Raw genomic sequence first — 25547 nt, 5'->3', positions numbered from 1 at the left:
ATTTTAATGACGAGTGTAGGAATGCTCAAAGTGAGTTTTGAGTGTATGAGCCATAACAGACATGACAATTGCTGCTATGGAAACTGATATTGCTGCGATTCTGATTCTAGAATCATCTGCAAGTATTGCTACAGCAGCTAGAGCGATCGCTACCCCTATACAACCTTGTTTGACCCTATTTGTCACCTGATAAGCTCGATTGCAAGAACTACAAATAAGTATGTGTCGCGAAAATCTGTCTAGCAAAATCGGCTTTGAATTCAACTCGTCATTCTCAACATTTTTCCACGTGGAATAGCCGTGATAAAAAGGCAAAGACGATCCAAATTTATCTAGCCACTTGCGATACTCAATCACTAATGTGTCAGATGTTTTCAGCGGCAAATATAATTCTTTGAGACTTCTTCCCAAGCGCTCAATTTCTGCCTGTTGTCCCGCAATCAGAGGCAAATCCTGCTCCAATATTTTGTTCGTATTTAAGTGATCGAGCCAGCGTGGCCTCAGCTTGACTCCCCAAGTCATGAAATTACGATAACCTCTAGCTAAAAGACGGCATCGCCCTTTACCTAAAGGAATCGAATACAAAGCTAGTCCAAATGTCCAATCTTTTTTTTCAATATAAGCAGTGTTTAGCACAAGACTTGGAGCAACAAAATCAATATACTTCCAGGCTTCATTTGATTTGTTAGCTCCCCGCCACCTGCCTTTAACCCCCTGAACAGAATTCTCTAGTACTTCCATTTCTAGCGGTTGGGCATTTTTCCGATTACCACCCCCTCTAGTGCCATTATGGCTAATAGCAACATGAGCAGGATCGATAACATTTTCGACTAGATATGTTTGGTCATAAGGCAGATCCAATATAAAGTCTGCACACACAAATCCTGGCTTATCTAAATCTGGCAAAATTGGAATAATTTCATCAACAGCAGTTTCTTTTTCGCCAGCCCATACCCAAATCATACCTTGGCGTTCCACAACTTTAAAGGATGGCACGCAAGCATTGACTGGAATTTTTGCATCTGTTGCTAATTGGGGAATGTGCAGACATTGGCCATCGCTGCCAAACTGCCAACCGTGATATAAGCACTCAATTTTGCCGTCAATAATTTGTCCATCAGAAAGTTTAGCTGTACGGTGAGGACAACGATCTGCTAAACAGATAAATTGTCCATCTTTGTTTTTGAATAAAACCAAAGGTTCATCGTACAAGGAAAAGCCATGAGGGCGGTTAGCAGGTAAGTCTTTGACGAAGGTGACGGGATACCAACATTGCCTCCAGTTAAATTCTTGCTTCTCCTCAAGTTTCTCAAAAGTAGAAGTTGGTGGTGTCGCCTGTAGTGTCTCTGTTTCTAATGACATATTTTTCTCCAGGTTTCTATTATTTTATACTTTTGGATTAGAAAATTTTTAGTCCCAGAGATAGAACATTTCTAGAGTGATTCAAAAATTAACCATGAGAAAGCATTCAAGCATTTTGAGTAAGTTAAAGATCGTTTTGCTTGCGGAAAACACCCAAATGAGAAAGCAAACTGGGGTTTGAGTAAGTCAAAGCTCGTTTTACTTGCGGAAAACACCCAAATGAGAAAGCAAACTGGGGTTTGAGTAAGTCAAAGGTCATTTTACTTGCGGAAAACACCAAAATGAGAAAGCAAACTGGGGTTTGAGTAAGTCAAAGCTCGTTTTGCTTGCGGAAAACACCAAAATGAGAAAGCAAACACAGCTTTTGAATAAGTCAAAGGTCATTTTGAGAAAGCATTTAAGTATTTTGAGAAAGTAAACAGGTATTTTTATAAAGAAATGAGGCTTTTTGATCAAGTAATCAGCAAATATACTTGACAATTAAAAATTGCGTCTGCACAAATGAAGTCGGTAGTCGAATAACTTAATAACTTTTCTATAACTTTCTGTTTCTAGAGGAATTACCTCAGCTACTCATCTTCGATTAGAACTGTAACAGCAGCGATCGCAATCAACATTTCGTCATTTTTATCGTTGAGTTCAGGAATCGCCCGCCCTTGAACTATCATCCCTCCAGATTCGACGATCAAAGTTTTTCTACCAAATGGTAATACAGCTAGTACCTCTTCTTCTCTAACTTGTTCTGGATATGGCACTGCTACTTGAACCTCTATAATCATTTGATTGGGATGACTTAAACCTGCAACCTCCCAAACACCAGGTAACGCATTGTGAGCGATCGCATTACGTACTGCCCTAGATGCTGCTACTGTTGGTTCTTGTCCATGCTGATCTATTCCCATCCCCATCTCGATAATCAAGCGTTTACGCGCCATTGCTAACTCCGGTAAATCCTGCACCTTTCACTTTATCTTTCTATTGCATAGCAATACAGAAATTCTCCAATAGACCCCTGCCTTTGCTAAGGGAGGCAGGGTGGTTTCATACGAAAAAAGAAAAATATATAAGTCTTGATTTCTTGTTTTGTGGCATAGCTTTTTACCCCACTTCCATTCCTCTCCGCTTCGGGGAGAGGCTTTGAAACTCAGTTTTATTTTTTCTCTGCTTGTATGAAACCACCCTGCTCCCCGATGCTTTGGGGAGGGGATTAAGGGGAGCCAGCGCAGTCTTCTCCCTTTGGGAGAGGCTAGCGCCTTTCCTTCTCTACGAGAGGCTGCGCCAACGGAACGCTTTGCGTTCGCGTAGCGTCTCGTAGAGAAGGGGCTTTCCCCCATGAGCGCCTGGCGTGTGGGGTGTTAGCGAATTTTGGATTTCAGGCTATCTTCTATAATTGATAAAACCTGCACACCTAATTCTAGGCATGAGACTGTGACCGAATCAGGAAGTTACAAAGATACTGTAAACCTACCCAAGACTAATTTTGATATGCGGGCAAACGCCATCAAGCGTGAGCCAGAAATCCAAAAATTTTGGGAAGAAAATAAAATTTACGATCGCCTCTTTGAAAATAACCCCGGCGAATTATTTATACTGCACGATGGGCCTCCCTATGCTAATGGCTCGCTCCATATCGGTCATGCCTTAAATAAAATTCTCAAAGATATTATTAATCGCTACCAAATGTTACAAGGGCGTAAAGTTCGCTACGTCCCTGGTTGGGATTGTCACGGATTGCCAATTGAGTTGAAAGTTTTGCAGAACATGAAATCAGCAGAACGGCAAAATTTAACATCTTTACAACTGCGACACAAAGCAAAAGAATTTGGTCTAGCGACGGTAAACGACCAGCGCAATAATTTTAAACGCTACGGTATTTGGGGTGATTGGGATAACCCTTATCTAACTTTGAAGCCGGAATACGAAGCGGCTCAAATTGGCGTGTTTGGTCAGATGTTCTTAAAAGGCTACATCTATCGCGGTTTGAAGCCGGTTCACTGGAGTCCCAGTTCTCATACCGCTTTGGCGGAAGCTGAGTTGGAATATCCAGAAGGTCACGTTTCCCGTAGTATCTATGCAGCTTTTGCAGTTACAAGTTTGGCAGAAGCTGTAAAACCACTGTTGGCGGAATATCAGTCAGATTTGGGTGTGGCTATTTGGACAACTACACCTTGGACAATTCCGGGGAATTTGGCTGTGGCGGTAAATGCAGATTTAAATTATGCAGTGGTGGAAGTGGAACCCCACCCCCTAACCCCCTCCCTGCTTGCGGGGAGGGGGAGTGAGGAAGTAGCTTCCCCCTCTTTGTTAACGGAGAAGGGGACTGAGGGGGTGAGGTTCCGCTATCTCATTGTTGCTGCTGATTTAGTCGAACGTTTATCTTCAACTTTCGGAGTTGAGTTAACTGTAAAAGCCACATTTAAGGGGAATGATTTAGAATATACTACTTATCGTCATCCTCTATTTGACCGCGAAAGTCCGATTGTTGTCGGCGGTGATTACATCACTACAGAATCGGGTACGGGGTTGGTACATACAGCCCCCGGTCATGGTCAAGAAGATTACATTGTTGGTCAGCGTTACGGTTTGCCCATACTGGCACCAGTGGATGACAATGGCAATTTTACCGAAGAAGCGGGACAATTTGCGGGGTTAAATGTGCTGGGTGATGGGAATCAGGCGGTAATTGATGCACTGGCTGCGGCTGGTTCTTTGTTGAAAGAAGAACCATACCCCCACAAGTATCCTTATGATTGGCGGACGAAGAAGCCAACAATTTTCCGCGCCACTGAACAATGGTTTGCTTCTGTGGAAGGATTTAGAGAAGAAGCGCTAGAGGCGATCGCCACGGTAAAATGGATTCCAGCCCAAGGTGAAAATCGGATTACGCCAATGGTGGCGGAACGTTCTGATTGGTGTATCTCCCGTCAACGTGCTTGGGGTGTACCGATTCCCGTTTTCTACGACGAAGCCACGGGAGAACCGCTGCTGAGTGAAGAAATTATCAACCACGTCCAAGGAATCATCGCCGAAAAAGGTTCCGATGCTTGGTGGGAACTTTCAGTTGAGGAATTATTACCCGAATCCTATCGCCAAAATGGCAAGTCTTACCGCAAGGGTACAGACACAATGGATGTATGGTTTGATTCTGGCTCATCTTGGGCGGCTGTCGTCCAACAGCGTCCAGAGTTACGCTACCCTGCTGATATATATTTGGAAGGTTCCGATCAACATCGCGGTTGGTTTCAATCAAGTTTGCTCACCAGTGTAGCGGTAAATGACATTGCGCCTTACAAAACTGTGCTAACTCACGGCTTCACTTTGGACGAACAAGGCCGAAAGATGAGTAAGTCAGAAGGAAATACGATCGATCCAAATACAATCATTGAAGGCGGAAAAAATCAAAAAGTAGAACCGCCCTACGGTGCAGATGTATTGCGATTGTGGGTATCATCGGTAGACTACTCCGGCGATGTTCGCATTGGCAAAAACATCATTAAGCAAATGAATGATGTTAGAGGGAAGATTCGCAATACGGCGCGGTTTTTGTTGGGTAGCTTGGATGATTTTGACCCGGAAAAAGATGCAGTTGCTTTTGAGGAATTGCCAGAACTTGACCGTTATATGCTGCACCGCATCACCGAAGTATTTGAGGAAGTAACTGTTGCCTTTGAGAATTTCCAATTCTTCCGCTTTTTCCAAACAGTGCAGAATTTCTGCGTCGTGGATTTATCCAACTTTTATTTAGATGTGGCCAAAGATAGATTGTACATCAGTGCAAAAGATGCTTTACGCCGTCGCAGTTGTCAAACGGTGCTGAAGATAGCAATAGATAATTTAGCACGAGCGATCGCCCCAGTGTTATCTCACACTGCCGAAGATATCTGGCAATATCTCCCTTACAAAACACCTTACAAATCGGTATTTGAAGCTGGTTGGGTACTAGTTGAGGAAAAATGGCGTAATCCAGAATTAGCAGAATTTTGGTCAGTGCTGCGACAACTCCGCACCGATGTTAATAAGGTGTTGGAACAAGCCAGGATAGAAAAACTCATTGGTTCTTCCCTGGAGGCGAAAGCTTTGATTCATATCCCTCACAAACAGTTAGGTGATGCTATCAAAGCCTTTAACCCGGTTAAGGGTAACGGGATTGACGAACTGCGGTATTTATTGCTGACTTCCCAAGTGGAATTATTAGATTCTGCTGAAGGATTGCAAGGATTGAAATATACAGCGCAGACGGAAGACTGGGAAATTGGGGTAGTGAAAGCAGACGGGCAAAAATGCGATCGCTGTTGGAACTACTCTATTCATGTGGGAGAATCAGCAGAACATCCCTTAATTTGCGAACGGTGTGTTGCAGCCTTAGCTGGAGAATTTTAAAAGCAAAAATTCCACGGCACTAGCAAACTACAAATGGCTAAATGCACTGACAGCAGTTTTCTTTTAGATGAAGTACAAAACTACAGGATTTGAGGCAAAAGACAGAAACAAGAAAGTAGAAACTCTTGATGTTTGATGCATGAGTCCTGCATTTTGTACCTCATCTACTGGAAAACTGCAAGAATATAGAGACGAGCAGTGCTAAGTCTCTATTAGGGTTCTGTATAACCCATATTTAATTTCTGGAAATCTATTTTTAGCATGATGAAGTCCGCATAAGCGGACTTCGCTGTATAGCCTAGTCATTCCTAGAAATTACGCAACTAGCACAAAGTTAAATATGTAATTAAATCAGGTTGCACTCAGCGACTGAAAAAATATTTTATGTAATACGCATTCTGGTTATTTCGTATTATGCAGAAGTTCTAAGTGTAATATACTTTGTCAAAAAAAAAATGGGTATTATTACTGAATATTTATCAGTATTTTCACTGTATTATCTTCTATTAAAGAGCTAAATGGGGTGATTATAAAAAAAACATAAAGGTATGGATTAATACGTGTAATCTCGTTTAAAACATCCATTAACTCAATCAAAATTTAAGAGATACAGAGATATGTCAAACAAAATTGCTCAGGAATTGGCTGATTTTCTGCTGCAAATAGAACAGCGATCGCAGTTTCATACAGGCTATCCATATAATTTAAGTTGTGATTACAGTGCGATCGGCAAATTTTTCAATTTTCTGTTAAATAATGCTGGAGATCCATATATTGAACCAGATTTTGGTCTCCATTCTCGTAAGTTTGAGCAAGAAGTATTATCTTTTTTTGCTCACCTCTATAAAATTCCAGAAAATGAGTTTTGGGGTTATGTTACTGCTGGCGGAACTGAAGGTAATTTATATGGGATGTTCTTAGCAAGAGAAATCTACCCTAATGGTATTCTTTACTCATCACAAGACTCTCATTACTCCATACCCAAAGCAGCAAAACTATTCCGCATCCAACATAATATTGTTAACTCACAAATTAATGGAGAGATGAATTATGAACATTTTGAAAAACTTATTAGCGAAAATCGCAATTATCCTGCGATCGTCAATTTAAATATTGGGACTACTGTTAAAGGTGCAATTGATAACTTAGACAAAGTTATCGAAATTTTAGAGCGCAATCAGATTAAAGATTACTACATTCATTGTGATGCTGCCCTATCAGGATTAATATTACCCTTTCTAGATGGCGCTCCGCAAGTTAACTTTCAAAAACCCATAGATAGTATAGCTGTTTCTGCTAAATTCATTGGTTCTCCCTTGCCTTGCGGTGTAGTTTTAACCAAGAAAAAATGGGTAAAAAAAGTTGAAACAGCAATTGAATATATTGGTTCATCAGATACAACAATTCTTGGTTCTAGAAACGGTCATACGCCTCTGATTCTCTGGTATGCAATGCAAACAAGAGGTTATGATGGATTAGCGAAAGAAGCGAAGACCTGTATAGATAATGCCCAATATCTTTTCCAACAACTTAAAATCAGAGAATACCCATGTATGCTCAATAAATTTTCCAATACCGTAGTGTTTCAAAAACCTTCTCAAAGATTAATTAAAAAGTGGCAGTTAGCGATTTCTGAAAATTGGGTACACATTATAGTCATGCAAAATATCGATCGGCACAAAATTGATACTTTTGTTAACGAACTGTTGTTAGAAGAAGGATTGCTTGATAACGTAGATAATTTTCAGCTACAGTCAGCACTACACTAAGAATAGATTGCCAAGTGAAATTAATCACCCAGTTTAACAAGGTGTTTCTTTAAACAGAATTTGCTCCCAAGATTTTATCTTTTTAAAAAGTTTTTTCCGCACAAGTTAGCAGCAAGGAGTATTTCTACTTCTGCCCGTTCCATAGGTGGTAAGAAAAAATACCCTTGCCCATAATCACATTGTAAAGCCTTCAATTGTGCTAATTGGTCTACAGTTTCTATGCCTTCTGCTGTTACAGACATATTTAAATTATGGGCTAATGTCACAATCGCTCGAATAATTTCTAAATTTTCTCCTCGACTACCTATACTAGTGACAAAAGAGCGGTCAATCTTAATGGTTTTGATTGGTAGGCGATGTAGATAACTCAAGGATGAAAAGCCAGTCCCAAAATCATCCATGTGCATCTCAACATTCAGCGCTGTTAATTGGGAAAGCACAGTGGTAGCTAATTCAAAATTATCCAGCAACAAGCTTTCAGTAATCTCCAATTTCAAACAGCATGGCTCAAGTCCAGTTTGCTGCAAAATATGTTTAACCTGTTTAAACACACCAGGTTGCGTGATTTGTTTACCAGAAAAATTTACGCTAATTGTCAGAGGTTGTGAGGTAAGAAATTGTTTATGCCATTTGTGCATTTGGTAACAGGCTTCATAAAGCACCCATTGCCCGATATTAACAATCATTCCAGTTTCCTCAGCTAGGGGAATAAAATCTTGAGGGGAAATAAGTCCTCGTTCTGGATGATACCAACGTATCAGTGCCTCAAATCCAATAATTTTGCCAGTTGTTAGTGAAACAATTGGCTGGTAATCAAGGCGAAATTCTTCTTGCTTTAGCAGCGCATTTCGCAGAGCAGTTTCTAACTCTAAGAGCAAAGCTGCACCCTCGTGCATCTTTGGATCAAAAACCTCATAACGTGCCTTACCAAGTGATTTAGCGCAATACATTGCCACATCAGCATCGCGTAGAATCTGCGCTGCTTGCTCATAATCTACTCTACTTAAAGCGATACCAATACTAACATTAGTAAACACCCGATGCTCATTTAATTGAAATGGCAAAGCTAGCACCTTTTTAATTCGCTCGGCGACCTGTATGGCGGTGTCGATATCCTCAATTTCCTCAATTAAGATTGTGAACTCATCTCCGCCAAAACGGGCAACTATGTCTTCACCTCGCAGAACTGACTTTAGCCGATGAGAAATTGCAATCAAAAGTTGATTTCCTAGTAGATGTCCCAGGCTGTCATTCACAACTTTAAAGCGGTCTAGGTCTAAGAATAGTACGGCAAATAAATAATTATTTTGCTGTTTAGCCTGTTCTATTGCTTGCTGCACCCGCTCCAGAAATAATCGTTGATTAGGTAATCCAGTTAGCCCATCATGAAGACTGTTGTGCAGTAATTGTTCTTGTGCTTCTTGACGTTTAACAATGTCTTGTTGAAGTTGTTGATTAACCCTAATAAGTTCAATAGTGCGTTCTAGAACCAACTGCTCAAGCTGATAACGATACTGGACTAGTTCTTCCTCTGCTAGCTTCCGCTTAGTTATGTCACGGACAATAACAATATATTCCCGTAGCAGAGAATTAAATGGCTGGGAAATCGTTGATTCAACAATTCGCAAACCTTGGTTAATTTTCAAGCTTTGCTCGCTCCTAATAGACCATTGCTCCGGTTTGCCGCGATAGCATATTAGAAGTTGATTCAAGTTTTGCCCAAGCAGCTGCTGAATACTTGTTTGAAATAATTCTTCAGCAGCAGCATTTGTCTGAGAAATTGTACCGTCTTCATCTAATACTAAAACAGTATCTGGAACGGTATCGAGAGTAGTAATAAATAGGTTTCTTGCTTGTTTGCGTGCTTCATCAATAGCAATAATTTGTGGTAAAGTTGTCCAGCAAGCGATCGCAACCCCAGCAAAAGAAAGCGTTACTAATAAAATCGCTAGGAAAGAATTTTGAGGATGATTAGAAAGTCTATCTAAAAAATCGCGAATAACCCAACTGATTGTGGCAGTAATACAAATCAATGATACTAAAACAATCACTTGTAATACTACAAAGTCTGGATTGTTTCTATTAGACTTAGTATCGTAACGCTGTGTCCACCAATTTGGGTGTAATGGCGCAAATCTTAAGCGACGTAGCACTACATCTGTAATCATCAAAATAATGGGTAATAATAATCCCACTAAGAAATCTCTCCAGTTCCAAGCTAAACCTCCCACTATTAGAACTACCGCTTCTAACAAGAAAAAACCAAGTGACCACCAAGGCCATAACACGTGTGGTTTACCCCGACACAGCCATAATCCCAGATGTAGTCCCATAATGGACATAAGATAACAGGTGCCTGCTACTGTAACAAGTTGAGATACATTTCCCAAATTTAGACAAAGTAAACTTAGTAGAAAGGTCAATAAAATAGCAGGGCCAAGGACACCTTGACGGGAAACTAATGCAAATATAGGAGAAAGCTGTCTGTCTAAGGCAAGCTGGTATAATATCCGAGGAGAGTTAGAAACTGCTGTAGCAGAACTTAGAAGGCAAGATATAGTAATCAGAAGTGTTACTAGAAAAGAGGCAGATTCACCCCAAAAAGGCTCAGAAGCCGCTACTAGATTTAAGAAAGCATCATCACGTATTATAGGATTTTGAGTAGAACACATTAATACCCAAGAACCACCTAGAAACACCGGAGGAATTAACCAAGCAGCTACGGTTAAAAACTTTAAAGTTTTATATGGGTGGCGACTATCAGCAACAAAAGAAGAAGTGGTTTCACAAGCATAAATTGAATAACTAGCTAGAAAAAACCACTTTGCCCATTCTTGGAAGCTCAGGCTATGTGTGCTAGTTGGGAGAAAATTAAAATTAGCAGATGAGAAGGCTAACCATAATACGCCTTGAACACAAAACGATAACAGTAATAAAATCGCTGGTAATACAAAAAATAAATGCAGGAGCGCCAAAGCACGGGTGCCACTGAACGCTAAAATAAATGGAATCGCTGTAAATAAGACTTTTAAGAAAGTTTCTGGACAAGAAATACCTAATGTTTCAAAATTAACTTTAATTAAGTTAGTGAGAATAATCGCATACAGTGCTGGTGCTGCTGCCCAGCTAAAAAAGTATCCTAATGCTACGTAACGGCCTAAGTCAGGAAAGTTCTTTAATAGCCTTGTGGTATAGTTCGGTGTTCCTCCGGCGACATCTGACCAATGCCTACCTAGACTTTGTACCTGCAAGTTGAGTAAAAAGGAAATAATCGTGCCAAAAAACCAAACTAAGATAGCTTTTGGCCCTAACGCTGCATGAATAATGGGGGCGGTACCAATCCATCCAACATGACCAGTTAACCCGAAGCCCCAGGTTTCGAGATAACTCAGAGTCCGTGGTAGGCGCATTAGTAAGTGCTGATTGTTTTGTGCCCGCGCAGAATCGTTACTAACCATTGTTTCTTAGTGAGATTTACTGACCTTTTCACTCAATAGCTGAATCTCACTAATTATAGCTTCCGTATAACTGCTGAACTTTAAGAAAAGATAACTTATTTATTACTGAATTGTGGATTTTAGATTTTAGATTGACCTGATGCCTAAAGAGTTTTCTTGAATAGAGAACTTTAAATTGGGGATTTGAGATTTATTCTATGTAGCTTGTTTCTCACCGAGTAGGTATAAATTCTCTTTCTTCAGACCTTTATAAAAATTGAAAGGTTCAGATTTGCGACCTACTTAATAGATATAGAAATTTCCAAAATTAAATTATTTATTGCCTGAAACCCTTGTAAAGACGTAGGAATGCTACGTCTTTACATTCATCTTTCTAATTTAATAAATCGGAAATCATGTTGTTAATCAATGATTAACTAAAGCTATAGCTTTTGCAACAACTCCTGAGTTAATTGCAAGAAAGCTTTTGAACCTGCTGATTGGGGAGCATTTAAAACAGCTGGTATAAAACTATCAACAGCCTTAGCAACGTTAACATCAACTGGTATTTGTACCTTACAAATTTTCTCAACACCAAAATCTTCTACAACGCGGTGCATTACTTGTTTATAGTATCTGCCAGTGAGCAGGTTAGCACTGGACATACTAAATACAATTCCCAACATTTTTATATCTATCTTGGTTTCATGTCCGTGACTATCTTTTAATTGGGCAATCCGTCTTTCTAGAAGTTGAATACCCACTACAGATAATGGTTCTGGTTTCGCAGGAAGTATGTAGAAATCACTGGCAGCTAAAGCGCTACGAGTCAATAGATTATAGCCAGGGGCGCAATCGAGAAGGATAAAATCATATTCTTGACGTACTGGTTTTAAGATATTATTAATTAAGACCCTTTCAAAGCGATTCCAAATCGTTTCAAAGTCCTGTTCCCCCAAAGCAGTTGCTTGCTGATGCAGCATTTCTGAAACAACAAATTCATCATATAAATCGATATCTCCCGGTAATAAATCTAGTCCGGGAAGATTACAAACCTGGGATTGAACAATATCCTGAATTGTGAGTTTTGCTTGTGGGTCTGGATTGATAACTTCGTCTATCAGATACCTAAATGTCTTACTTTGTTTACGAAGCTTGGCAAAATCTAAAGGCGACATCAAACTGAGTGTGGCGCTAATTTGGCTGTCTAAATCAAGGACAAGCACCCGCTTGCCATGATTTTTAGCTAAACAGGTAGCTAAGTTGACCGTGAGGGTGGTTTTACCAACGCCACCTTTCATATTGGCAGTAGCAATTACATATCCCATTGATTGAGTCCTCTATTGACGCATTCCCACTCGTCTGTCAAGAAATAATTGAGAGGTGCGGATTGTTTATAGTTAGTGCTAAAGCATAAACTACGAACCGATCAAATCAAACTTGACAGACTACTAGGTAGCGTAGATCGCTGCTGATATTTTAAATCTTCCATTAAATTTAATATTTTTGGAAATTCAAAAGAGTGATTTCAGCGATGTTTACTCGATTGAGGCAGCAACATATAGTTGGATCTTTACCTGAAATCGAGCTACCAGCATCCTTTACTCCATAATGACAATGTTTAGCTTAATGCCGTAACAGCTCGCTCTCATCAAAGCAATTATAGAGGTATTGACAAATACAGTAGCCCTAAATCAATTGTGAGAAAATAATAGTGTTGTGAATATTACTAAGTATTGGATGCAAAATGTGGATGCATTTGCTAATTGAATTGAACGAAGCCGATCGATAATTTCGTGAAATCAAAGGCGTATTTACACACAAACTTATAAGGTAATTAAAATGACTTACGATTCAGAAGATGTCCAACAAATCCTGCAAAAAGCACTCACTCGTAAACAGGAAGGTGAATTTTCACGAGAACAGCTTTTAGAAATGGCATCTGAGTTAGGCATTTCTTCTAAGATTTTGGAAACAACTGAACAAAAGTGGTTGGCTCAACAAGAAGAGGAACGTTCGCGACACACATTTAATACTTTCCGACGCAGAGCCTTTTGGACACACTTTGTTTCTTTCCTAGCAGTGAATTTATTCCTCATTCTCTTAAATTTAATCACTAGTCCTAGTTATTTTTGGGCTATTTTCCCAATATTAGGATGGGGGTTAGGACTATTTTTTCATTGGTGGAGTGTTTATCAGAGTAAATCAGAGGATTACGAGATCGCTTTTCAGAAATGGCGTACACAAATTTAACTTCTCCTTTAACGATCAATCTTGGATATTCAGCACTGTCTAGATAAAATCTTCCCATGAACTACTCACATTCACCGCAAAGGATGAGTGTGAGTTTTGTAATTTATAGGGAATTGCCTGTGATATCGCAAAAATAGGTAAATTTGGGCAACCTTAAACTTGAGGAGTTGTATAATCACGCCCTTTGATCCTTATCCTTGTGCTTGCGAATTTGCCAAAATAGAGCTGTAGGCTAGAATAACTACGCTTTAAGAAGCTTGATTGCCTACACTCAGGAGTAAGGGTCGGCTGGTTAATAAGTAAGAGGAAGGGAGTATGGACAACAACAACTGGTTGCAACAGCTAATGATGGTGGGTCTTGGCACAACCTCTATAGTCGCAGAAAAACTGCGGCAAGTCAGCGATGATTTAGTCAAAGATGGCAAGCTCAATCCTGAGCAAGCCAAGGCAGTAATAGATGATATTGCCCAGCAGTTAAAGTCGGAACAGGGAAACTTCGATGTCCAAATGCAACGGCAAATGCGAAATATGATGCAGGATTTGGGGGTGGCTCGTCAGTCAGAAGTGGACGAACTAAGGGGTAGAATTGACCGTTTAGAGCGTCAATTACGCGATTTAGAAAATAAGCTTTGGCGTTAGAATGCCCTTTCTGATTTAAACTAAATGTGTCCTGTTGGTAATCTTTTTGCCAGGATACCTAAGTAAGGAGAACTGATTTTGAAACCAATTTTCCTCAGCGTGGCTTTCATGCTGGTGTGTGTTGTGCTTTTGGTTGTGGGGCAAGTAGGCAGTAAACAGAATACCGCCATTGCTGCCGAGTTAACCCAAACGCCGCCAGCGTCCACGACTGTAACTGAAAACAATATCTTAATTGCGAGTAATACTATGTCTGATGCTAATGCCGTAACTACTCCCTCTGGATTAAAGTATGTGGAGTTAAAAGAGGGGACTGGGGCGACTCCTAAATCTGGACAAACGGTTGAAGTTCACTATGTCGGCACTCTAGAAGATGGTACTCAGTTTGATAGTTCACGCGATCGCGGCCAACCTTTTAGCTTTAAAATCGGTGCTGGACAGGTAATCAAAGGTTGGGATGAAGGACTTAGCACCATGAAAGTAGGCGGTCTTCGTAAGTTAATCATCCCATCTGAGTTAGGCTACGGCGCTCGTGGTGCTGGTGGCGTGATTCCACCCAATGCAACTCTAATTTTTGAAGTGGAATTGCTAGGAGTTAAGTAAAAACTAGGGCATTGGGCATTGGGCATTGGCTTCTCCCAGTCTCCCATTCCCAGTCCCCAATTCAATGGCTAAATTTTTAAATTTTGAAACTTTGTAAATTGTGGATTAAACAAAAGTTTCGCAGTACCTGTAGGGCCATTGCGGTGTTTAGCTATAATTACTTCTGCAATGCCGCGATCGGGAGTATCGGGAGAGTAGTACTCGTCGCGGTACAACATGATTACTAAATCCGCGTCTTGTTCTATTGAGTTGTGGACAATGATATTATTCGCAACAAAATTATGCAAACCAGGAACTGTAAGATCAAAGACTTCTTCCTCGCCGCTATATTCAATTGAAAGTATCTCGTCCCAATAAACATCACTTTTGGCAAGAGTAACCAGTTTAGATGATTGGACAATGTTGCCGATTTTTAAAGCTCTTTCTCGACTTAAATTTACTTTGTAAAGAGTAGACCCACAAAAGGAAACTCCAATGGAGGCTTGTAATATCCGTGTGGTGAAGCCAATAGCTTGCATCGCAGGTACAACCTCTATTTTCCAAACATCCTTCGGAATTATATCTCTATTAGGGTTGTGAATACTGTTTTCAAAGTGTTGGAAAATATCTTGGAGTGAACGTAGCTTATATTCTCCTACTGCTCCAACATGAATAATAAACAACTGGAGATCGGGCTTACCAGTGATTATTACATGATATTGATTTCTGCCTTTTCCAACTTGAGGAACTGTCCTGAGTATTGCGTTAATGCCAAGTCTTAACAAAAGTGTCTGTATATCAAAACCTAGTCTCTGGCTACTCGTTGCATAATATGCAATAGGTCTTAAGTTTTTTCCTGCAACCAATTTTATACAGCCATCTGTACTCCAAAGGTGTCTTAGAAAGCAACCTATTAACTCTTGGGGTTGTGAGAACAATTCTTGAGGTACAAATTTTTCATAAGACTTTAAACCAAAAACACCGAGAGAGTCTAGCCATTTGGCTATTGGATTTCTCACACGATGAGTTAGATTCTGTGCTGCGGATAAATAAACTTGATACCACCCACGTTCAAGTGAAATTCTAGGAACAATTGAATCTCCAAAAACTTCTGTTGCCAAGAAAGCAACATTCTGAGCTAAATCTATCTCTCTAGTGGTGTACTGTATGGCATGACGTGGCAATGTGCAACCGTCGCCAATTAAATGCCCGAATAATGCGACTTCGGCATAAGTCATGGTTTGTTTAGCAGGACTGGGGAGATGTCTTGGTAAACATAGATGTTGTTTAGGAGTTAATTCATCAAGTTTTTTCCAGCCATTAATTGTTAAAAACTTGTGATTACCTGTGGCACGGATTTTTCGACCCAATCGAGTTGTTAAAGTAAACAGAGGCTTTACACCAGTGGAAAAAGCATTGCTAACAATTGCTTTTTCTAGCTGCATTGTAGCTTCGTTCAACGCCCAAACTGCAAAACCAGATTTACCTGCTAATTCTCTAATTGGTACTTGCAGTCCGCTATCTGCTAATGTCACCAGACTATCGCCTGCTAAACAACCAGATTCTCTCAAATCAGATAACATCGGGCGTTTGTTAGTGCGTGCTTCCACGCCTCGACTCAACTGAGATAAGGCAATAACTGGAACAGATAATTCACGCGCTAAACCTTTGAGTTGACGCGTAATTTTTGATAATTCTTGTACGCGATTATCACCTGCTCCTTCCATCAATTGCAGGTAATCTATTACAATTAATCCTAATTCAGTTCCAATTTCAGCTTGCAGTCTTCTTGACTGACTACGCATTTGTGTAACTGTAATATTCGGCGTATCGTCAATATAAATCGGCATCTCGGAAAGGATACCAATAGCACGGCTTAAAGGTTCCCACTGGGTTTGACTGAGGCGGCCAGTTCGCAGATAACTACTTTCAATTTGCGCTTCGCTAGCTAATAAACGTTGCGTCAATTGCTCTTTGGACATTTCCAAGCTGAAAAAAGCAACTGGTAATTTATAAGAAGCAGCAATGTTATGAGCAAGGTTCAAGCAAAATGCGGTTTTCCCCATTGATGGGCGACCCGCGACAATAATTAAATCAGAACGTTGAAAGCCGCTAGTCATCGCATCTAAATCGTAAAATCCGCAGGGAATTCCAGGTAAGGCAATGCCTTGATTTCTATCTTCAATATCCTGGAAATTATTAATTAGAGTATCAGAAATGTGAACTAAACCCAATTGGGAACGTTCTTGAGTAACACCAAAAACTTTCTGTTCTGCCTGATCTAAAACTTGTGGTAACTCGGTTTCTGTCTCGTAACCAAGATGTACAATTTCATTGCCAGCTTTAATTAACTGTCGCCGCAGGTATTTTTCCATGACTAACCCTGCTAAGGCGTCGATGTTAACTGCTGACACTGTACGGTCTACCAGAGTTGCTAATTTATTTCTACCACCAATGTGGGCTAGCATTTCATGGTCAGTCAGCCAACTGGTGACTGAGAGTAAGTCTGTGGATTTACCTTGGGCGTGGAGCCTCACAGCTGCTTGATAAATATTTTTGTGAGCGCTAATGTAAAAAGCTTCGGGAAGGAGGCGATCGCTAACTCGACTAATCGCTTCTGGATCTAGCAAAATACCCCCCAAAATCGCTTCTTCCGCCTCAATATTTTGTGGTGGGAGGCCTAGTTTACCGCCGTAGGCATCGCTACCTAGCCCTTGAAAACTCAATTCTTCAGCCATAAACGATTTTAGTTTTGAGATTTTGCTAGAGACGCGATTAATCGCGTCTGTACAGGAGCTAGGAGTTAAGAGTTACGAGTTTATCTTGCTCCCTCATCCCCTCATCCCTTCATCCCTCTGGTGAGTTAGCTAGCGACTACTTGAATATCGACTTGCGCCGCTACTTCCGAATGCAGCTTAATTTCGGCTTGATAAGTACCAAGGTGGTTAATATCAGGGATGGTAATTCCACGCCGATCGATTTCCTGACCGGTGGCTGCCTTAATTGCATCTACAACGTCTTGGGTGGTGATAGTACCGAAAATTGCTTCGTTTTCACCAACTGGCTTGGCAATTGTCAAGCTGCCAACTTTTTCTAAAGATTCTTTTTGCTCAAGAGCTTGTTGTCTGAGTTCTAATTGCCGTTGACGCTCTTGCTCGCGACGGCGTTCTACTTGCTTGAGAATACCAGGAGTGGCATTGGTTGCCAATTTCTGGGGAATCAGATAGTTACGAGCGTAGCCAGGAGCTACTTCCACTAAGTCGCCAGATTTTCCGAGCTTGCTGATATCCTGATTTAAAACTAACTGCACGCGTTTCGCCATCGTTTTTCGTTTGTCCTGTAAAATCTGATTAATTTGGGTGGGTTTGGGCAGCATAGCTTACTAAAACAGTGCTGTTAGCTTTCTTCTCTACGAGAGGCTGCGCCAACGGGGCGTTTAGCCCTTGCTGAGTAAAAAGTCCTGAATAACAAGTGTTTTTTCAGAACTTAGAACTCCTGAAATGAGTATATTGTTCCAAGTAGCTTTGCCCATACCCTAAAGCTTACAGATCCTAGCGAAAGGAAGGGTGCGATCGCAACTATTAGCGCTAGAAAGTTGGAGGAATGAGGGATGAGGGAGCAGGGGAGCAGAGGAGAATAATCAATGCCCAATCCCCAATGCCCAATCCCCAATGCCCAATATCTAAAAGTTATTTTTCATTTCCCGTATCCGCGCAAAAGTTTGCACTCCATCGCTACCTTTAACAGTTGATTGTAATGATGGCTGATCCCAACGTAAAAAGGGATTGGTTCGCTTTTCCATTCCCAGCAGTGAGGGGATAGTAGCTTCTCCTCGACTACGATAAGTTTTCACTTCATTGAAGCGTTTTTGTAAGTCGGCATTGTCGCCATCTACAGTTAGGGCAAATTGCAAATTTCCTAAAGTGTATTCGTGGGCACACCAGATCCGCGTATCATCTGGTAAGGAGCGCAATTTGGTTAAAGAGTCTACCATTTGAGTTGGTGTTCCTTCAAATAAGCGACCGCAACCGCCAGAAAATAAGGTATCGCCGCAAAATAAATCGCCTGTCTCACTAGATTTTTCGGGGGGAAAGTAGTAAGCGATGTGAGCGCGGGTATGTCCGGGAACAAAAATAACTTCAGCTATGCGGCCTGCAAACTGGACGCGATCGCCTTGTTGCAAAAATACCTGCTGTCCGGGAATTCGCCCGCGATCTTCGACACCACCGTAGACTGTTAGTTGCGGAAAGTGTTCTATTAATTGCTGATTGCCACCTACATGGTCATTGTGGTGGTGTGTGTTGAAAATCGCTACCAACTCAGCTTTTAACTGTGCAAGTTGCTTTAGTACTGGTTCAGCCTCTGCTGGATCGACAACAGCAGCAATTTGTTGCTGGCGATCTACCAGCAAAAATATGTAATTATCTGAGAGTGCCTCAAGCCTGATTACTTGCATTACTTAATATCTCCCTTTCCAGTAAATACTTTGGAATTTATCAGCAATCTCAAATATCTCAGTGAGAAAAGGTTGAGAAAGTCCATGAATACTATGATAGTATACAACCGTAATAATACTTAAAAATATACTAAGTAACTATAAATTATATCTGGGTATATCAGTAAAATTTCTCTGGGAGGAAGTGTAAAAGCTAAGTTAGATTTATTCTGTTCTTTTTGTCCTAAATTGTCTTTTTTACTCAAAAACACAAAATCAGTAATCGAAAATTTTTTATTTGTACATACTAACTCTTAATACAGAATCTTATAGATTCACTTTGGGTTATTTATAAAAAATAGATGTTAATAATAACAAATAGAGCAATCATGGTAAAAAAGATGAGCTTTCCAACTTTTTCTTTGCAGGTTCATAAATGAAGCTAATCCATACAACTAGCTGGTATTTTCCAGAGACATCAGCCGGTGCTGAAGTATACTTAGACTCACTACTGCATGGCTTACAAGTACATGGAATCGAAGGTATTGTTGCTGCTCCTAAACAAGGTACAGAGGAAGATACCTACGAATACAATGGTATCTCAGTTTATCGTTATCCTGTTTTTCTTAACCCCAGTAAGATACAGGTACACAAACAGCTACCCCACGGCGGCTTTAAAACTTTTGCTAATTGGCTAGAAAACAATCGAGCCGATGTATACCATCAACATTCATGGCGATTTGACTGCGGTTTACATCATCTTGCTCTCGCCGGCCAGTTAGGGATGGCTACTGTAGTCACCGTCCACATACCTGAGCCTATATGTCTGCGTGGTACGATGATGCGCTGGGGTGAAGAACCTTGCAATGGGTTGATTGACTCTGTTAATTGTAGTCAATGTTTGGGAGTAGCAAAACAAGCAACACCTTGGATGCTCAAGGCTTTTAGTCAAGTTCCTTTGGATGTTGGTATAGCAGCAGAAACAAAATTACTTACCTCTAAAAATTTCAAGCTACGCCTGCTTGGCAAAACTCTTGGTATTCCTACTCTAGTGTCTCAACATAGGCGCAATTTGATGCAACTAGCAAACCTAGCCGATCGCATTGTTGTAACGAGTAATTGGCAATACAATGCTTTTGTTGCAAACAACGTTCCTCCCGAAAAACTTACTGTCTCTCGGCAAGGTGTTGCTAACACTTTCAAACGTGAAGTAATACCAAACAAACCACAAAACTCTACATTAAAAATTGGCTTTTTGGGCCGCTGGCAAGAAACTAAAGGGGTACAAGTTTTAGTAGAAGCGGTACATAGTCTACCGAATGATATACCTGTGGAGTTAATTCTTCATGCTACTCATCCGGGAAAATACGGTGCTGCCAATCGCGAAAAAGTTATGGCGATCGCTGCTCGTGATCGCCGGATTCAGATTGCTGAACCACTTTCACGCGAAGCAGTACCAGACGCATTAGCAGGTTTCGATATCCTAGCAATACCGTCGCAGTGGTTAGAAACTGGACCCATAGTTGCCTTAGAAGCACAAGCTATGGGCATTCCCGTACTAGGTTCAAATTTAGGAGGAATTGCTGAGTTAGTCCGTCACGGCATCGATGGTTGGTTAGTTCCAGCCAAAGATGTCCAAGCATGGGCTGAAGCGATCGTAACTTTAGCCAAAGATGCTGATTTACTAGCTAAGTTACGTCAAGGTATCCAGCCAGTACGTACAATGGATACTGTTGCTTCAGAGATGTTGGCACTTTACCATGAAATCTTAAAAATTCCTCCGAAAAATTTTGTATCTTGATGGATTGATACCTAATTTTTTTAGTTGCTCCAACTCCTACAAAACAAATTAAATTAATAATATTTGCATATTTAGTAACAGCTGACAAATCCTGGGAAAATTAAATAAAAATTAAGTATAAAAATAGTGAAAAAGTTTTCTAAAATATCCTTGTTGGTTTCAGATTTATCAAGTGCAGCGATTTTGCGTGCATACTTGATAGCAAAAGCTCTTAATCAGTTAGGATATGAAGTTGAAATTATGGGTTTTTTATTTGGAAATAACTTCTATTTAAATTTACCATCCGAATTCAAAGTTTATAACTTACCAGGCAAAGACTTTCCAGAGTTTTTTGGACAAATCCAAAAAATTTTACCAAAAATAAATGGCGATATAATTTATGCTATCAAACCACAAATAGCAAGTTTTGGAGTTGGACTATTAAGGAAAATATTCACTAGAAAGCCATTAATTTTAGACATAGATGATTGGGAACTTAGCTGGCATGGCGGTGATAACTGGCATTATCATCCTACACCCAAAGAATTAGCTAGGGACTTATTAAAACCACAGGGCGCACTCAAAAATCCTCATCATACTTTATATGTGAAATGGATGGAAGGTTTGGTAAGTCACGCTGATGCTGTGACAGTGCATACTAAATTTTTGCAGCAGCGTTTTGGTGGTACATTTGTTCCGAATGGCAAAGATGTTTCCTTATTCGATCCCGCTCAATATGATGCTGAGTCCAGTAGGAATCGTTATGGTTTATCTGAATATCGGATTTTAATGTTTCCCGGTGCGCCAAGACCTTATAAAGGTTTAGAAGATGTTCTCATGGCGCTCGATAAACTTAATCAACCAGACTTGAGACTAGTAATTGTAGGTGGTAGTCCTTATGATGATTATGATAAACAACTTCAACAAAAATGGGGACGTTGGATTATCAAATTACCTAAGTATCCAGCCGACGTTATGCCTGATTTGGTAGCAGCTGCTCACATTGTAGTTGTTCCCCAGCGAGATACTCCAGAAACTCGCGCTCAATTTCCCTTGAAGTTGACAGATGGGATGGCAATGGCTAAACCTGTATTATCAACGCGTGTTGGAGATATTCCCCAACTTCTAGGTGATACTGGTTATTTAGTCGAGCCTGGTTGTCCTGAGCAAATTGCTGAACAAATTCAATTGATTTTTCAGAATTTAGAGTCAGCAAGCCAGAAAGGTATCAAGGCAAGAGAAAGATGTGTGGAACACTATAGCATCGAGGCTATGGCTTCTGTGCTCAAGTCAGTAATTACTCAGTTGTGAATAATATTAATAATTAAGTTAAATTGGCATAAAAATACCCAATGTCTACCAGAAAACTAATACTAAGATTCGCCAAACCCTATCCAGGTTTAATTATCCTAACAATGCTGTTGGGATTTTCTGGTGCTTTATTTAATGGTGTCGGTGTGACTTTGATTGTGCCAGTAATTTTGAGAATTGTCGGACAACCAGTAGATTTAACTGGTTTTCCTCCGATTCTCAAAGCTGTGATGTTTCCATTTGATAATCTTCCCGAAAATTATCGGAATTTGGGAATGGCTGGAACAATTATATTTATAATTTTCTTAAAAAACTTATCTAGTTATTGTAGTATTTTGGTATCAAGTATTTTGACTCGGAGATTAAATGCGGACATTCGCGAAGCTAGCTTAGAGTTATTACTAGATATTGATATAGATTATTATTCAAAAATGAAAGTAGGCGATATTATTAATCGCCTTGGGTCGGAAACGGCCCGCACTTCTAGCGCTATCGGGAGTATCATAAATTTAATTATTTTAATAATTACAATTTTAGTTTTTGTTGGCTTATTATTAGCAATTTCTTGGCAGCTAACAATCGCAGCAACAATTTTATTGGGTTTTATAACATTAATAAATCAATACACAATTAGTAGAGCGAAGAAATTTGGTCAACAACTCTCAGAAATGTCTACATCTTATTCCATCAGTGTTTTAGAAACATTGAATGGAATTCGTTTGGTAAAGTCAACTGCCAATGAAGACAGAGAATATCAAAAGATTACCAAATTAATTCGCGATCGCGAGAAAGCAGATTTTCAATCTCAGGTAAACTCACAAGCGATCGGGCCGATAAGTGAGGTGATGGGAGTTATAGCCTTACTTCTGATTGTATTCTTGAGTAAAACTTTCTTTGCCAATCAGGTTTCTTTCATTTCAACGGTACTACTGACATATTTATTAGTATTACTGCGACTCCTGCCTTTGGTCTCTCAATTAAATAGTCTTCGTAGTAGTTTTGCCAATAGTGCTACTAGCGTAGAAATAGTAAGTGAGTTTTTAAGTCGCGATCGCAAGCCGTTTATGAAAAACGGTAATGTTATCTACACAGAATTAAAAGAAGGAATACGTTTTAATTTACTTTCCTTTGCCTACCCCAGTCATGAAAAGTTAGTACTGAAAGATGTAAATTTATTTTTACCCCGTGCTACAACTCTCGCTTTGGTAGGTGGTTCTGGTGCAGGTAAGTCCACCTTGGCTGACCTCTTACCCAGATTTTACGATCCGACATCTGGCAGTATCTCTATTGATGGCACAGACCTGCGTGATTTTGATATCAAATCTCTCAGAACACACATGGGAATTGTCAGTCAAGATACATTTCTCTTTAATGACTCGGTGCGAAATAACATTGCTTATGGAAGACCTGAAGCTACTGAAGATGAAATTATCTCAGCAGCAAAACGAGCAAATGCTTATGAATTTATTGATAAATTACCTCAAGGATTTGACAGTCAAATTGGCGATCGCGGCGTCATGTTGTCTGGTGGACAAAGGCAAAGATTAGCGATCGCTCGCGCCCTCCTGCAAAATCCAGAAATTTTGATTTTAGATGAAGCCACCAGCGCTTTAGATACTGTTTCCGAACGCTTAGTACAAGCTGCACTTGATGACTTAAGTCGCGATCGCACAACCCTGGTAATTGCTCACCGCCTTTCCACAGTCCAAAAAGCCGATCAAATTGCCGTATTAGATCAAGGACAGGTGGTAGAAGTGGGAACCCATGAAACACTGTTACAAAAAGGGGGTTACTACTCACGCCTCTACTCAATGCAATTCGCCGCTCAGACTAAAATTTCCACCAAAACTAATCCCAGCTTTAACCGCATTTCTCACGAACTGCGTACAAGGCTTAACTCAATGATTGGTTTCCTTGGACTATTAGTTGACGATCTAGTAGAAAATTCCCAAGAGAGGCAGGAATTAATTGATCAATCATACAACTCAGCCTTAAGAGTTCTCAACGCCATCGATCTCTTCAGCGATGTAGTTAACTTGAAAATTAACTGGCAGTTATCGTCAGATATAGACCAAAATCAAGATGAACATAACCAGTCTCAAAACTTTAGTCATATTTCGGATGAGTTTCGCACGCGTCTCTATCCTCTGATTAGCTCTCTCCGCTTACTAGCCGATAAATTAGAATCCGAACCCCAAAAACAAAATGTATTAATTGCAGAATCTTATCAATCTGCTATTTATCTACTAGATACATTAAAGCTTTTTGAGAATAAAATTTAATTTTAGTTAATCTCAGGAACAAAAGTACTTATACCATAATCTTGAAAAACCTATCATCCCCAAAAAAATGGTAAATTCTTCAAAGAAAAATCAATATATTTTTTACACCGGAGAGCTATCATTAAAGCCGGACACAGCACATGAAATTCATGATGTTCTTTGTGCCAATGCAGCAGCTAACTTAGGCTACTCCTCAGTTTTAATTTATCAAGATAAAAAAAATTCTTCTGTTAATCTACTATCGTTAATTTATCCTTATCAACCCAAAAGACCCGGCAGAGAATTTATCGAATTTTACGATGTTCAAGAAAAACTCAAAATTGCGGCATTGCCAATGCCTTGGCCTATCGATCGAATAGGTGGTAAATTTACTAACTCTAGTACAGTCGTAACTAAATATTATTTACCAGTTCATATCCTACCTCATACTAAAGTTGTCCACACGCGAGATTGGAACTTTGTTAAAGCCGCAGTCAAAAATAAAGTTCCTACATTCTATGAACGTCACTACTTTCAAGACCGAAAATTTGAGCAGGAAATTGTCCACAGTCCCTATTTTAAAATAGCCATAACTCAGTCAGAACCCATCCGGCAAAGCCTAATAGAAAATGGAATGCCACCGGAAAAAGTCGTTTGGCTACATAACGGATTCAATCAATCATTTTCAATCAGACAGCCCCAAGAAGCCGAAACATGGCGGCAAGAATTGCTGATAAATGGACGTAAGCATTTAGTTGTCTATTCAGGCGCTTTGTATCCTTTCAAAGGAGTCGATCTCTTAATTGATTCCGCTAAAGAATTACCGGAAATTCAGTTTGTTATCACAGGAGGAACAGAAGCACAAGTACAAGCATATCAACAAATAGCCAGAGATAAAAATGTCGAAAACGTTAAATTCTTAGGCTGGATACTTCCACGAGAACGATTAGTCAGCTTGTTTCAAGCAGCTGATATTTTGGTTCATCCTCACTGCGCTGGAAAATCAGCAGATTTCACGAATCCAGTTAAGTTTTTTCAGTACATGGCTGCTGGCACTCCTATAGTTGCAACTGAGATTCCACCTTTAATGGAATTCAAAACATCACCTTTAATTGCCAGTTGGTGTACACCAGATAATCCTTATAAACTTGCCCAATCTATTCAACATACTTTAGAAACTTATCCCAGAAAAATAGAGGGTTATGCAGCTAGTATAGATTTTGCCCAGCAATTTTCTTGGGAGAATAGAATTACCAAAATCTTAAGCTACGTAGAAGAAGATCGGCGTCCACCAATTTTAGGGTAACGGTACAAAAATTAATTGAAAAATAACCGAATAAA

The 25547-nt window shown here is 40.0% G+C and carries 16 protein-coding genes; 9 read left to right on the top strand and 7 right to left on the bottom strand.

Going from position 1 to position 25547, the window contains the following annotated elements:
* Positions 1-3: 3 nt before the first annotated feature.
* Positions 4-1362: a Rieske 2Fe-2S domain-containing protein gene (locus HWQ58_RS04055; RefSeq protein ID WP_292858085.1), complete on the bottom strand. Its 1359-nt coding sequence runs from the start codon at positions 1360-1362 to the stop codon at positions 4-6.
* A gap of 569 nt (positions 1363-1931) precedes the next feature.
* On the bottom strand, positions 1932-2297 hold the full coding sequence (locus tag HWQ58_RS04050) for a Lin0512 family protein (protein ID WP_292858188.1): 366 nt from the start codon (positions 2295-2297) through the stop codon (positions 1932-1934).
* 493 nt (positions 2298-2790) lie between these two features.
* On the opposite strand from HWQ58_RS04050, the gene ileS reads away from it, so the two are divergent.
* Entirely contained in the window at positions 2791-5742 is a 2952-nt protein-coding gene (ileS, locus tag HWQ58_RS04045; protein WP_292858082.1) for an isoleucine--tRNA ligase, read from the top strand.
* A gap of 617 nt (positions 5743-6359) precedes the next feature.
* Positions 6360-7511 (top strand): histidine decarboxylase, encoded by a 1152-nt coding sequence (locus tag HWQ58_RS04040; protein WP_292858079.1) that lies wholly within the window; start codon positions 6360-6362, stop codon positions 7509-7511.
* 74 nt (positions 7512-7585) lie between these two features.
* Here the strand turns inward: HWQ58_RS04040 and HWQ58_RS04035 are convergent, their stop codons facing one another.
* Both HWQ58_RS04035 and HWQ58_RS04030 read right to left on the bottom strand, forming a co-directional pair.
* Complete coding sequence (locus tag HWQ58_RS04035; protein ID WP_292858077.1) at positions 7586-10969, bottom strand: amino acid permease; 3384 nt, start codon at positions 10967-10969, stop codon at positions 7586-7588.
* Between the two features lie 422 nt (positions 10970-11391).
* Positions 11392-12276 carry a ParA family protein gene (locus HWQ58_RS04030; protein ID WP_292858074.1) on the bottom strand — a complete coding sequence of 295 codons (885 nt, stop codon included), beginning with the start codon at positions 12274-12276 and terminating at the stop codon, positions 11392-11394.
* Between the two features lie 514 nt (positions 12277-12790).
* On the opposite strand from HWQ58_RS04030, the gene HWQ58_RS04025 reads away from it, so the two are divergent.
* From HWQ58_RS04025 to HWQ58_RS04015, 3 genes are all read left to right on the top strand, one after another.
* A complete protein-coding gene (locus tag HWQ58_RS04025; RefSeq protein ID WP_292858071.1) occupies positions 12791-13201 on the top strand; it encodes a 2TM domain-containing protein in 411 nt (136 codons plus the stop codon).
* Positions 13202-13516: 315 nt separating this feature from the next.
* On the top strand, positions 13517-13840 hold the full coding sequence (locus HWQ58_RS04020; RefSeq protein WP_094352173.1) for a phasin family protein: 324 nt from the start codon (positions 13517-13519) through the stop codon (positions 13838-13840).
* Positions 13841-13918: 78 nt separating this feature from the next.
* On the top strand, positions 13919-14440 hold the full coding sequence (locus HWQ58_RS04015; RefSeq protein WP_292858068.1) for an FKBP-type peptidyl-prolyl cis-trans isomerase: 522 nt from the start codon (positions 13919-13921) through the stop codon (positions 14438-14440).
* Positions 14441-14508: 68 nt separating this feature from the next.
* On the opposite strand, the gene HWQ58_RS04010 is transcribed toward HWQ58_RS04015, so the two are convergent.
* From HWQ58_RS04010 to gloB, 3 genes are all read right to left on the bottom strand, one after another.
* The gene (locus HWQ58_RS04010; protein WP_292858065.1) at positions 14509-17157 is read right to left on the bottom strand and encodes a replicative DNA helicase; all 2649 of its coding nucleotides are present in this window, start codon (positions 17155-17157) and stop codon (positions 14509-14511) included.
* A gap of 125 nt (positions 17158-17282) precedes the next feature.
* Positions 17283-17741 carry a 50S ribosomal protein L9 gene (rplI, locus tag HWQ58_RS04005; RefSeq protein WP_094352304.1) on the bottom strand — a complete coding sequence of 153 codons (459 nt, stop codon included), beginning with the start codon at positions 17739-17741 and terminating at the stop codon, positions 17283-17285.
* Positions 17742-18101: 360 nt separating this feature from the next.
* The gene (gene gloB, locus HWQ58_RS04000; protein WP_292858062.1) at positions 18102-18875 is read right to left on the bottom strand and encodes a hydroxyacylglutathione hydrolase; all 774 of its coding nucleotides are present in this window, start codon (positions 18873-18875) and stop codon (positions 18102-18104) included.
* A 415-nt stretch (positions 18876-19290) separates the two neighbouring features.
* Between gloB and HWQ58_RS03995 the strand changes: the two genes are divergently transcribed.
* From HWQ58_RS03995 to HWQ58_RS03980, 4 genes are all read left to right on the top strand, one after another.
* Positions 19291-20655, top strand: coding sequence for a glycosyltransferase (locus HWQ58_RS03995; protein WP_292858059.1), 1365 nt, complete (start codon positions 19291-19293; stop codon positions 20653-20655).
* A 126-nt stretch (positions 20656-20781) separates the two neighbouring features.
* Positions 20782-21945, top strand: coding sequence for a glycosyltransferase family 4 protein (locus HWQ58_RS03990; RefSeq protein ID WP_292858056.1), 1164 nt, complete (start codon positions 20782-20784; stop codon positions 21943-21945).
* 41 nt (positions 21946-21986) lie between these two features.
* Positions 21987-24227 carry an ATP-binding cassette domain-containing protein gene (locus HWQ58_RS03985; RefSeq protein WP_292858053.1) on the top strand — a complete coding sequence of 747 codons (2241 nt, stop codon included), beginning with the start codon at positions 21987-21989 and terminating at the stop codon, positions 24225-24227.
* A 67-nt stretch (positions 24228-24294) separates the two neighbouring features.
* A complete protein-coding gene (locus tag HWQ58_RS03980) occupies positions 24295-25512 on the top strand; it encodes a glycosyltransferase (RefSeq protein ID WP_292858050.1) in 1218 nt (405 codons plus the stop codon).
* Positions 25513-25547 lie beyond the last annotated feature (35 nt).

Source organism: Nostoc sp. LPT, assembly GCF_017115165.1.
Classification (GTDB): domain Bacteria; phylum Cyanobacteriota; class Cyanobacteriia; order Cyanobacteriales; family Nostocaceae; genus Nostoc.
This window is presented reverse-complemented; position numbering and strand designations above follow the sequence as displayed.